Genomic DNA, 11,809 nt, shown 5'->3' with positions numbered 1-11,809 from the left:
AAACATTTGCAGAAAACACACATTCAGTTTAAGATAAACAGTACCTATATGGGAGAGAAGAACGAGGACTGCCCTGTGTTCTCATTCTTGATTTTTTCGTTTATGCTCTCATACATAATCACACGTTATTGTTGAGGGACAACCACCAAGGAGTGAAGGAACATGGCACAAGAAAAAGTTTTTCCGATGACTCACGAAGGAAAACAAAAACTTGAACAAGAATTAGAGCAATTGAAAACGGTTAAACGTAAAGAAGTAGTAGAACGCATTAAAATCGCAAGAAGCTTCGGAGATCTGTCAGAGAACTCTGAGTATGATTCCGCAAAAGAAGAACAGGCATTTGTGGAAGGGCGCATCACGACGCTTGAAAACATGATCCGCAATGCGAAAATCATCGAGGATGACGGCGGTTCAAATGTAGTCGGTTTGGGAAAAACCGTATCATTCATCGAATTGCCCGACGGTGAAGAAGAATCTTACACGATTGTCGGAAGCGCTGAAGCTGATCCGTTTGAAGGAAAAATCTCAAACGACTCGCCAATCGCAAAAAGCCTGCTCGGCAGAAAAGTGGACGAAGAAGTGACAGTTCAGACGCCGGGCGGAGAAATGCTCGTGAAAATTGTGAAAATTTCATAAGATCCGTTTAACAATGAAACACCTCGTCCAAAATGTGGATGAGGTGTTTTTTATGATCGTATCAAAAAGGCTGAAAACGGCCGTGATTTGTTTTCTGCTCGTGTTTTTCTTTCTGCTTGCTAGGCTGGCTGAAATTCAGCTGTTTTTTACAGAATCTTTTTCAAAATCCAATATTAATCTGATTCAGGAAAGCGTCAAGCAGCGGACGGAAGAAGTCCTTATTTCAGACGGACGCGGCTCTTTTCTTGATCGGAACGGCAAAGAGCTGACCGGAAAAAAGCAGCCTGCCGTCATACTGTTTCCCTTTCTCGTGACGCAGGATTGGCCGGTTGACCGGGTATCAGACATTCTCGGAATGAAACAGGGGGAGCTCAGGCAGCTGCTCACGGAAGCAAAAAAACCGGTGATCCTGAACAGCAGAAAAATAAAACATTTGACGAAACAATCCGTGGCAAATATCAATTCTTTGAAATATCCCGGCATTTACGGCGTATATATGAAAGACAGCAAAGAAACAAACATAGCCGCTCATCTGTTGGGCGCGACAAACCAGGACCCTGAGCTTTTGAAAAAGAAATACCCCGGGAGGAAGGAACTGCCGATCACGGCAAAAATCGGGACAAGCGGGATGGAGCGGACGTTTGATGAGTTTTTACTGGCGGATCAGGACACAAAACTTTTGTATCATGTCGACGGAAGGGGAAACCCTTTATTCGGAATGGACGTCAAATATACGGCTGAAGCAAACGCGTTTTATCCGCTGCAAGTCAAAACCTCCATCGACCGCAATATTCAAGAAGCAATGGAAGATGTATTGAAAGACCGCGGGTTAAAAAAGGGGGGAGCCGTCCTTTTAGACATTGAAAAAAGCAGTGTGCTCGGAATGGTATCAAAGCCTGACGCTGACATGTCAAAGCAGCAGACACTGCAAAATTACATGCTGACGCCGATTTATCCGGGATCAGTGTTTAAAACGGTGATTGCCGCAGCCGCAATAGAACAAAACGAAGTGAAGCCGGGCACATCCTTTAACTGCAATCTCAACCTGTACGGAGAGCCGGGGGATGACAAAGGCACGCTCAGTTTTGGAGAAAGCTTTGCCCAAAGCTGCAATTATACGTTTACAAGTCTTGCGGAAAAATTGATCAAAAAAGATGATTCCGTTATTGAAAACATGGCGGAAAAACTAGGTCTCACACAGCGGGCGGGCTGGGAAGGCAAGCTGTACCGGGAAGACGGATTCAGGCAGCTGTATAATGAAAAAAGCGGGGTCATTTGGGGAGATGACAAAGACAAAACCGTAAAAAAAGCCGTCGCACAGACGGCGATCGGGCAAAAAAACGTGAAAGTCACGCCTCTTGAAGTCGCCAATATGATGGCGGCGATCGCGCGCGGCGGTGAAAAAAAACAAGTCAAAATCGCGGACAAAATTGAATACAAAAACAAAACGACGATGGCGTCATTCAAAGATCAGCCGTTAAAAGGGGAAAACATCGACAAATATACGGCGCAGCAGCTTCAAAAAATTCTCAGAGAAGTCGTCACCTCACCGAAAGGAACCGGCCGAAGGTTTCAGGATCTGCCGTATGAGATAGCAGGCAAATCGGGAACGGCCCAGACGGGAATGTTCACAAAAGAAAAACAGACGCTTTACCACAAATGGTTTGCGGGATACTTTCCCGCGGACAAGCCGAAATACGCTCTCGTGGTGCTGCACATGGACACGCCGGGGGATAAGGCTCTGACAAATACAGTGTTTTATGATATTGTTAAAAAGGTACATGAAAATGAAACAAATCAGACATAGAACAACCGCTCAGCCCATGTTAAAATATATGCTGAGCAAGAGGGATAAAGGAGTGCAGAATGATTGAGCAATAAACAATCTCGTTTTGAAAACCGTGATAAGCGCAGAAAAGCAAATATGGTGCTTAACATTTTAATTGCTATCGTATCTATTCTTATTGTCGTCGTTGCAGTCAGCCTCTTCATCAACAGTCCGTCGAGCGACGTGAGCGAAAAAGCGGACACGAGCCAGAAGCAGGAAACACCTGCATCAGGCAAGACGAAGCAGACATCCGATGAAGACATAAAAGACAGCAAAAAAGATAAGGCATCAGACGATGACAAAAAAGATAAACAGGATAAGGACACATCTGATTCATCTTCAGACTCTGACAGCAAAAAAGACGATGATTCATCGAAAAGTGATGACAGCAGCAAAAAAGACTCTGATTCAAGCGATCCTTTTAAAGGAGCAAAAATAACAGAGGGCGGCTCATCAAGCGATGTCGAGAAAACAATTGTTAACCCAAAATGGAAAGCGGTCGGAACAAAGCAGACGGGAGAACATGCGGCGACGTATGACTCAAGCTCTGAAGACTGGTCCGAAATGCTTGACGCCATCTCTTACGCAACAGGCGTGTCAAAAGATCACATGACAGTGCTGTGGCTCGGAAACAATGGAAGCCCGCAAGATGCGAAGGGTAAAGTTTTAGACAAAACGAACGGCAAAAAGTATCAGGTCACCATCACTTGGAAAGACAAAAAAGGCTGGAAGCCGACAAAAGTAGAAACGTTAAAATAACCGCAAAAAAGCAGCTGATTATTCAGCTGCTTTTTTCTGTCATACGTCAGCTGAAAAATGCACCGACGCGCTGTAAAGGATTCTGCCGTCAACGGCCGTCACCTGATGGGATACAGAACGGACGCGAAGCATAATCGCCTGGTTGTTTTCAATCTGAACGTTTATTTTCTTTTCAAGCTCCTGCAAAGATGCCGCTTCGAAAAATTCTACTTTATCTTTGATTAAATCCAATTGAAAATTCATCAGTACAGATCCTCCTGATTTTTCTTCTGAGTCAATGAAAGTATAAGCCTTTCTGCCGTAATTGCGCAATAATCCCAAAGTATTTTAGTACCCTTCCATTCTTTTTTGTGATAGGATAGGAACTGTTCCACGATTAATCCATACTATACTCATAGGAATTATAAATTATGGAGAGTGAAAAATATGGGCCGTGAATTTATTCCATTATTTGAAGATTGGGCAGCGACTTATGATGCCACAGTGCACGGGGCAGACAAACAATATGCTGATGTTTTTAAAGGGTATGACAATATTCTTGACAGCATCGTCGCACTTTCAGGTTCAAACGTTTTAGAGTTCGGACCGGGCACAGGGAATTTAACGGCGAAATTAGCCGCCGCGAACAAAAAGGTGTTTGGTGTAGAACCGTCTCCGTCAATGAGAAAACTGGCGGCTGACAAGCTTTCTGACAAAGCCGTGTTCAGTGACGGAGATTTTCTGGAGTTTCCCGCTCCGCCTTTTCAAATAGATACCATCGTCAGCTCGTACGCCTTTCATCATTTAACAGATGAAGAAAAGCAAGCGGCTGTAAAGCAATATGGCACAATCCTTCAGAAGCATGATAAAATAGTGTTTGCCGATACCGTCTTTAAAGATCATGAAGCTTATGATGAAACAATTAAAAAAGCAATCCGAAACGGCTATCATCAATTAGCGGACGATTTAAAGACGGAACATTATCCGACACTCGGGACAATGAAAAACATCTTTTCAGAAGAGGGATTTGCCGCGCGGTTTACGCAGCAAAATGACTTTGTCTGGATAATGGAGGCGATTAAACGGTAAATCGAAGGGATTGTGTATAAATGAAACTGGCAGTCATCGGAGCAATGGAAGAGGAAGTTACGATTTTAAGAAGCAAACTGAAAGACGCAAAACAAGAGATGATCGCTCACTGTGAGTTTACGACGGGCAGCTATGAAGGCGTCGAAGTTATCTTGCTGAAATCGGGGATCGGAAAAGTCAACGCCGCGATCAGCACGACGCTTCTGCTTGACCGTTTCAAACCTGATTATGTGATTAACACAGGCTCAGCGGGCGGTTTTCATCATACATTGAATGTAGGCGACGTCGTCATCTCAACAGATGTCCGCCATCATGACGTGGATGTGACGGCGTTTGACTATGAATACGGACAGGTGCCGGGTCTTCCGGCAGCATACAAAGCTGATGAAAAGCTGATCAGTATTACTGAGGAAGCGGTTTCTGAACTGAACGGCATTCAAGTCGCCAAAGGCACAATCGCTACGGGAGATTCTTTTATGAATGATCCGAAGCGGGTTGAAGACGTACGCGCCAAATTTGCAGATTTGTACGCGGTTGAAATGGAAGCTGCGGCTGTCGCACAGGTGTGCCACCAGTTCAAAACGCCTTTTGTTGTCATCAGAGCTTTATCTGATATTGCCGGAAAAGAATCTGACGTTTCATTTGATAAATTTTTAGAACAGGCTGCCGCTCATTCAACTGAGCTTGTCCTGAATGTCATCAAACGAATTCACTAAGCGGGGGATTCTCGTTCTCCTCCGCTTTTCCAGGAGGAGGACACATATTGAACGTGATAACAGATATTACAGAACTGATCGGAAATACACCGCTGCTCCGTCTCAAGCATTTTGATATACCGGAGGGAACAGCGGTTTATGCTAAACTTGAGATGATGAATCCGGGCGGAAGCATTAAAGACAGGCTGGGCGGAATGCTCATTGAAGATGCGCTTCGCACGGGAAAGGTGAAACCGGGCGGTGTTATCATCGAAGCGACTGCCGGAAACACCGGGATCGGACTCGCTCTGTGCGCCAGAAAGCATCAGCTTCGCGCCGTTTTTTGCGTCCCGGAGCATTTCAGCAGAGAAAAGCAGCAAATTATGGAAGCTCTCGGAGCGGACATCGTGCATACCCCGAGAGAAGAAGGCATGCAGGGAGCCATTCGAAAAGCGCTTGAACTGGAGAGAGAGATTAATAATTCTTATGCCGTTCTGCAATTTAAAAACCGAGTAAATCCATTGACTTACTATAAAACGATCGGACCTGAAATATGGAACGCGCTCGGCGGGGATATCCACACCTTTGTCGCAGGAGCGGGTTCCGGCGGCACCTTTGCCGGTACGGCAGCTTATTTAAAAGAGAAAAATCCTGCCGTCAAAACGGTGATCGTTGAACCGGAAGGCTCGATCCTGAACGGAGGAGAGCCGCATGCCCATAAAACGGAAGGCATCGGCATGGAGTTTATCCCGGAATATATGGACGAGAACCATTTTGACGCCATTTACACAGTGGAAGACGATACGGCGTTTTCGCTTGTCAGAGAAGCGGCCGAGAAAGAAGGCCTCTTAATCGGAAGCTCTTCAGGGGCGGCTCTTTATGCAGCGCTTGAAGAAGCGAAAAAAGCGCCCGCCGGATCAAATATCGTCACTATTTTCCCTGACGGCAGCGATCGATATATAAGCAAAAACATTTTTCAAGGAGGTCAGTAAGATGAAGAAAAAAACGCTGATGGTGCACGGAGGAATTACGGGAGATGAAAAAACAGGAGCGGTTTCCGTACCGATTTATCAAGTAAGCACGTACCGGCAGCCGAAAGCGGGCGAGCACACGGGTTATGAATATTCAAGAACGGCCAATCCGACGCGGACGGCGCTTGAAAGCTTAATTGCGGAGCTTGAAGGCGGCGCGGCGGGATATGCGTTCGGCTCAGGCATGGCTGCGATTACTGCCGTGATGATGCTGTTTGACAGCGGCGATCATGTTATTTTGACGGATGATGTATACGGCGGCACTTACCGGGTGATGACAGGTGTGCTGAACCGCTTCGGCATTGAAGCGGACTTTGTTGATACGAGCAGTGAAGAAAAAGTCAAAAAGGCCATTCGCCCGAATACGAAAGCCATTTATATCGAAACACCGACAAACCCGCTATTGAAAGTGACTGACCTCAAACTGATGTCTGACATCGCAAAAGAAGCGGGCGTATTGCTTATCGTCGATAATACGTTTTACACGCCGTATTTCCAGCAGCCGCTCAGCTTCGGCGCGGACATCGTGCTTCACAGCGCAACAAAATATCTCGGCGGCCACAGCGATGTCGTCGGCGGCTTAGTTGTGACGGCTGATAAAGAGCTCGGTGAAAAGCTTCATTACGTGCAAAACTCAACGGGCGGCGTTTTAGGACCGCAGGATTCATGGCTTTTAATGAGAGGCATTAAAACACTGGGACTCAGAATGGATGCCATCAATCACAGCGCCGGGAAAATCGCCGAGCTGCTTGAAGCGCATGATGCCGTTCAGACGCTCTACTATCCGGGATCAGCGAAACATCCGGGCCATGAGCTGACAAAAGCGCAAAGCTCCGGTTTCGGCGGAATGATTTCCTTTGATATCGGCAGCAGTGAACGCGTCGACGCATTTTTAGAAAAATTGAACCTGTTTACAATCGCTGAAAGCTTAGGAGCGGTTGAAAGCTTAATCTCCGTGCCGTCCAGAATGACGCACGCTTCGATCCCGCGCGACCGCCGGCTTGCGCTTGGCATTACCGACGGGCTCGTACGGATCTCAATCGGTATTGAGGATACTGAGGATTTAACGGCGGATGTGAAACAGGCGCTTGATTCCCTTTTATAAAGAATGGATAGATTTACATTCTCTGTCGGCTGTCAGCTTGTATTATAATGTTGGTAGACTATAAAACTGGCAGGTGACCTTATATGGAGAAGAAAAGACTGAAATCATTAATAGAAGATTTTAAGCATTACGCATTTATTCTGCTTGCAGTCAGCACCTTCATTTATATCGGCGCGGTTCTTCCCGGACAAGGGCTGACTGCGGGCCAGAAAATGCTGATGTTTGTAACGGATTGTGCATTTTTAGCGGGTGCTTATTTCTGCGTTGACCGTTCACTTATTTATAAAAAGAGGCTGGAAGAGGCCGATGAATAAAAAAAGCCATTGTCTTTTGACAATGGCTTTTTCATTTCTTATTCAGACGGGGTTTCGCGTAATTCTTTTCCCATTCCTTTTAAAAACTGAAGCCCGAAGCCGAGCGCGCGGTTAATATCAGGATCACCGACGGCTTTCATCAGTTCAAACATACTGACTTTCCTGTCCTCCTTTAAAAATCTTTGCGCCTGATCCGTCCCGGCCATGGCGCTTTCTAAAAGTCTGCCCATAAATTCGGGATCAGCTTTTGACAGCGCGCCTCCCGCGGCCATCATCGTATTCAGAAGATTGGTGACAGGTTCCCGGGAAATCTGTCCGAGTGCGATTTTGGCAATCTCCTCTTTTGCCTGGAGCATATAGCCGGCGGCATCAAAAATGCCCAAGCCATTCAGCTCTGCCATAATGGACATCGTTTTCGCGACGGCTTCTTCATTTTCTGCGAGAAGCGTCTTCAGTTCTTCCAGTTTTTCAGCTTTCAGCTGTTCCTCTGTTTTCGTTTCTTTTTGAATTTCAGTAATTGGGCTTGCCATAATGTTTCCTCCTTTCCTTAATCAGTTAGGTGCACATAGCCCGGACGGTTCCATTTTCGCTGAGCTTCCACACTGTTTTGCGGATGACGTTTTTTGTTCCGCGGATTCGTTTTCGGAAGCGGCGGTGTATCACAGGAGCCGAGCACTTCCATGCGGACTTTTGTCTGTTTATAGGCAGGTGTATGTGTCCGTGAATCATACGCAGGCCCGGTCAGGAAATTAATCGCAGAATCTTTATCTGTAGAGTTCATCGGCAGATAAAGCTCATTTGCGCGGACACGGTCTGTCACAAGCGCATTCAATTTAACCGCCCCAAAAGGAGAGACGAGCCGGATCATTGTTCCGTCGCAAATTCCGCGTTCAGCCGCGAGCTCCGGCGATACTTCAACAAATACATCCGGCACTTTAGACTGAATGCCCTTCGATTTGTTTGTCATGTTTCCTTCGTGGAAATGTTCAAGCATCCGTCCGTTGTTAATATGCAGGTCATATTCTTCAGGGAATACGGCAGGCTCCACCCAATCGCTCAGCGCAAAACGGGCTTTTTTGTCCGGGAAGTTAAAGCCGTCTTCATAAAGAAGCGGAGTGCTCTCTCCCGTAAAGCTTCCCCACAGGAAGCTGTTCCAGCCGCTAAGAACGTCGTAGCTTGCTTTTCCGAACAGCGGAGAAAGGCTCGCCATTTCTGAGAAAATATCGCTTGGATGCGTGTAATTCCAATCAGCGCCTAAACGATTGGCGACTTCCTGAATAATCCACCAGTCCGGTTTAGCATCACCAAGCGTCGGAAGCGCCTGATACAATCTTTGCACACGCCGCTCTGTGTTTGTAAATGTTCCGTCTTTTTCAAGAGATGGAACTGCAGGCAGGATGACATCCGCGTATTGCGCCGTTCTTGAAAGGAAAATATCCTGCACAACAAAGAAATCAAGGCTGGATAAAATGTCATGAACATGGTTGGCGTTTGAATCGACGAGCGCCATATCTTCACCGACAAGATACATGGCTTTCATGTTTCCTTCTTCAATCGCATGGAGCATTTCGATATTATCAAGACCCGGCTTGCCGTCAATTTCAACACCGTAAGCTTTTTCGAATTTAGCGCGTGCCGCATCATCGGTAATATGCTGATACCCCGGAAGCCAGCCTGGAAGAGTTCCCATATCGCAAGCGCCTTGAACGTTGTTATGTCCCCGCAGCGGATAGGCTCCGGCGCCCGGACGGCGGTAGTTTCCTGTGGCAAGCAGCAGATTGGAAATCGCCGCTGATGTATCAGAGCCGCCTGTATTCTGGGTAACGCCCATGCCCCAAAGAACACAAGTGCCGTCTGCATCACGAATCATTTCGGCAATGCGGATGATTGTATCCTGAGAAAGTCCGGTGATGCGCTCCGCATATTCTAATGTATACTTTTTCAGCGTTTCTTTATAATCTTCAAAGTAGTTGACATTCTCATCAATAAACGCTTGATCGTGCCAGCCTTGGTCAATCATATATTTTGTCACTGCCATGAGCCAGACTTGGTCAGTCCCTTGTTTCGGGCTGATAAAGAGGTCGGACCGTTCAGCCATTTCATTTCTGCGCAGATCGGCAACAATTAATTTTTGTCCGTGCAGCTTATGGGCGCGTTTCACGCGTGTGGCCAGAACCGGATGTCCTTCTGCCGGATTGGCGCCGACGATGAGCACGAGGCCCGCTTTTGCGATATCTTTAATTGTGCCGGCGTCGCCGCCCATACCGACTGTGCGGAATAAGCCGTCCGTTGCCGGTGACTGGCAGTAGCGTGAACAGTTATCCACGTTGTTGGTTTCAAATACTTGACGCGCTAATTTTTGAATAACGTAGTTGTCTTCATTCGTAATTTTAGAAGAAGAAATAAAACCGACAGAACCATTTCCGTGTTCGGCCTTGATCGAACCGAGTCTTGAAGCGACAAGGTCAAGAGCTTCTTCCCATGACGATTCAACAAATGCGCCGTTTTTCCGGATAAGCGGTTTTGTAATCCGTTCTTCCGAATTCACGAAGTCCCAGCCGAATTTCCCTTTCACACAAGTGGAAATCGCGTTAACCGGAGCATCGGAAACAGGCTGAATTTTAAGGATGTCACGGCCTTTTGTCCATACTTCAAAAGAGCATCCGACGCCGCAGAACGTGCAGACTGTTTTTGTTTTTTTCGTCCGTTTATCGCGCATAGCCGCTTCCACTTCTGACACGGCGAAGATGCTTGTATAGTCGGGTTCAACATTTTTCACTAAATCAATCATCGGTTCCATGACATCTTCTTTTATTCCTGTCATAAATCCGGCTTGGCCGAGCATTGATTTTTCCATCAGTGCGTTACAAGGGCAGACAGTGACACATTGGCCGCAGCTGACGCAGGATGATTCATTAATGGCGACGCCTTCATCCCAAATGACCCGCGGGCGGTCGCGCTCCCAATCAATTGAAAGGGTCTCATTCACCTGAAGGTTTTGACACACTTCCACACATTGGCCGCAGGCGATGCATTGGTTCGGATCATAGCGGTAAAACGGGTGAGACATATCAACCGCGCACTTTGAATCATCTTTCGGCGTATACGGGTATTTCTGATGCTCAATTCCCATCATTTCCGCTGTATTATGCAGTGTGCAGTTGCCGTTGTTGTTATCGCATACCGTACAGTAAAGCAGGTGATTCTCGAGCAGGCGGTCCATGGCCTCTGTCTGAGCCTCTTTTACCCTTCCCGACGTAAGCGAGATGGACATCCCGTTTTCTGCAGCCGTGGAACAAGAGCGCTGCAATTTCCCGTTTACTTCAACAATACAGGTGTCACATGTTTGAATCGGATCTACTTCCGGTACATGGCATATTTGCGGAATCTCAATTCCGTTTTGGTTTAAAATATCTAAAATCTTTGACCCCTCTGGTGCTTCATACTCCGTGCCGTCAATTTTGACACGGATAGACTGAACGTCTGTCACTTCCAATTCCCCTCCATCTTTTAAACTCGAAAAAAAGCCATGCACATAGATACCGGCCTCCTGTCCGGAGAACGGTATAAATACGCATGGCGGAATAGTTCACTAGCAAGTCTTACTAACAGACCAATCCTATTTGTATAAAACGATAGACTCGTAACACGTTTCCTATTACAAATCCATCTTCACTGCTTTTATTATAAGGTGATATTTATTATAATACAATACGAAAGGAAAACTTTAACCAGGTGAAATGTCAAAAAGGGGAACCGGGAATGTCTTTCATAGGCTGAAATCGGAGGGGACAATATGTCTAAAAAAATTCATGAATTTAACGATATTATCCGGAAATTGCGCAAAGAATTATTTGGAAAGGGGCCGGAACGAATTCACACCGTTTTTGTGGATAACATGGCGGTATCAACGCTTTACGGCAATCTAAGCGCAAGTGAGCAGTTTATCGCACGCACGCCTGAAGGAAGAGAAATGGTTCATGCGGCGCGGACCAGCTTAATTCAGGAACTGTATTCAAAACAAACGCCTGACGGAATGGAAGAGCTCATCGGAGCAAAGCTCGTGCATCTGTTTTCAGACATCAAGATCGAAGAGAATATTGCGGTGTCTGTATTTGTCTTTGACCGAACCATTGAAGAGCGCCGTGAAGAAATCAAAAGCTGAAAAAAATTCAATTGACACGAAATTGTCACATTTGATATGATATGAACTGCCAGCAGTGGCTTAAGGACGATTTTTTTATGGAATGTGTGCATGATCTGTACATTTTCTATAGCTAATATTTTCATTCTGCTTGATATTGTTGTATGGGTATGCATACAAGTTAGGCAGCATTCAAACCCGTTTTAGACGGGCTGTTTGAATGCTGCCT

The 11,809-nt window shown here is 46.2% G+C and carries 12 protein-coding genes; 9 read left to right on the top strand and 3 right to left on the bottom strand.

Annotation, left to right across the window (positions count from 1 at the left end):
- The first annotated feature begins 162 nt into the window (after window positions 1-162).
- The 3 genes from greA (at window position 163) to OWN49_RS11340 (ending at window position 3,223) form a co-directional block, all read left to right on the top strand.
- Window positions 163-636 carry a transcription elongation factor GreA gene (gene greA, locus OWN49_RS11350; protein ID WP_003152766.1) on the top strand — a complete coding sequence of 158 codons (474 nt, stop codon included), beginning with the start codon at window positions 163-165 and terminating at the stop codon, window positions 634-636.
- Window positions 637-688: 52 nt separating this feature from the next.
- Window positions 689-2,443, top strand: coding sequence for a peptidoglycan D,D-transpeptidase FtsI family protein (locus OWN49_RS11345; RefSeq protein WP_003152768.1), 1,755 nt, complete (start codon window positions 689-691; stop codon window positions 2,441-2,443).
- 63 nt (window positions 2,444-2,506) lie between these two features.
- Complete coding sequence (locus OWN49_RS11340) at window positions 2,507-3,223, top strand: YrrS family protein (protein ID WP_003152769.1); 717 nt, start codon at window positions 2,507-2,509, stop codon at window positions 3,221-3,223.
- A 39-nt stretch (window positions 3,224-3,262) separates the two neighbouring features.
- Here OWN49_RS11340 and OWN49_RS11335 read toward each other — a convergent pair whose 3' ends face one another.
- Entirely contained in the window at window positions 3,263-3,466 is a 204-nt protein-coding gene (locus OWN49_RS11335; RefSeq protein ID WP_003152771.1) for a YrzA family protein, read from the bottom strand.
- Window positions 3,467-3,649: 183 nt separating this feature from the next.
- Between OWN49_RS11335 and OWN49_RS11330 the strand changes: the two genes are divergently transcribed.
- From OWN49_RS11330 to OWN49_RS11310, 5 genes are all read left to right on the top strand, one after another.
- Window positions 3,650-4,291 (top strand): class I SAM-dependent methyltransferase, encoded by a 642-nt coding sequence (locus OWN49_RS11330; protein WP_003152772.1) that lies wholly within the window; start codon window positions 3,650-3,652, stop codon window positions 4,289-4,291.
- A 20-nt stretch (window positions 4,292-4,311) separates the two neighbouring features.
- Window positions 4,312-5,007, top strand: a complete 696-nt coding sequence (gene mtnN, locus OWN49_RS11325) for a 5'-methylthioadenosine/S-adenosylhomocysteine nucleosidase (RefSeq protein WP_077722633.1) — start codon at window positions 4,312-4,314, stop codon at window positions 5,005-5,007.
- 47 nt (window positions 5,008-5,054) lie between these two features.
- Entirely contained in the window at window positions 5,055-5,978 is a 924-nt protein-coding gene (locus OWN49_RS11320) for an O-acetylserine dependent cystathionine beta-synthase (RefSeq protein ID WP_077722632.1), read from the top strand.
- A gap of 1 nt (window position 5,979) precedes the next feature.
- Window positions 5,980-7,122 carry a bifunctional cystathionine gamma-lyase/homocysteine desulfhydrase gene (locus tag OWN49_RS11315; protein WP_077722631.1) on the top strand — a complete coding sequence of 381 codons (1,143 nt, stop codon included), beginning with the start codon at window positions 5,980-5,982 and terminating at the stop codon, window positions 7,120-7,122.
- An 83-nt stretch (window positions 7,123-7,205) separates the two neighbouring features.
- Entirely contained in the window at window positions 7,206-7,436 is a 231-nt protein-coding gene (locus tag OWN49_RS11310) for a YrhC family protein (RefSeq protein ID WP_013353003.1), read from the top strand.
- A 38-nt stretch (window positions 7,437-7,474) separates the two neighbouring features.
- On the opposite strand, the gene OWN49_RS11305 is transcribed toward OWN49_RS11310, so the two are convergent.
- Window positions 7,475-7,966, bottom strand: coding sequence for a DUF1641 domain-containing protein (locus OWN49_RS11305; RefSeq protein WP_003152780.1), 492 nt, complete (start codon window positions 7,964-7,966; stop codon window positions 7,475-7,477).
- 17 nt (window positions 7,967-7,983) lie between these two features.
- Complete coding sequence (fdhF, locus tag OWN49_RS11300; protein ID WP_154066755.1) at window positions 7,984-10,926, bottom strand: formate dehydrogenase subunit alpha; 2,943 nt, start codon at window positions 10,924-10,926, stop codon at window positions 7,984-7,986.
- Between the two features lie 306 nt (window positions 10,927-11,232).
- Between fdhF and OWN49_RS11295 the strand changes: the two genes are divergently transcribed.
- A complete protein-coding gene (locus OWN49_RS11295) occupies window positions 11,233-11,601 on the top strand; it encodes a DUF2294 domain-containing protein (protein ID WP_003152783.1) in 369 nt (122 codons plus the stop codon).
- The last annotated feature ends 208 nt before the right edge of the window (window positions 11,602-11,809 follow it).

It is taken from the genome of Bacillus sp. NEAU-242-2, from assembly GCF_027853835.1.
In the GTDB taxonomy this organism is placed as follows: domain Bacteria; phylum Bacillota; class Bacilli; order Bacillales; family Bacillaceae; genus Bacillus; species Bacillus velezensis.
The sequence above is the reverse complement of the archived record's forward strand: the minus strand, read 5'-3'. Positions and strand labels throughout refer to the sequence as shown.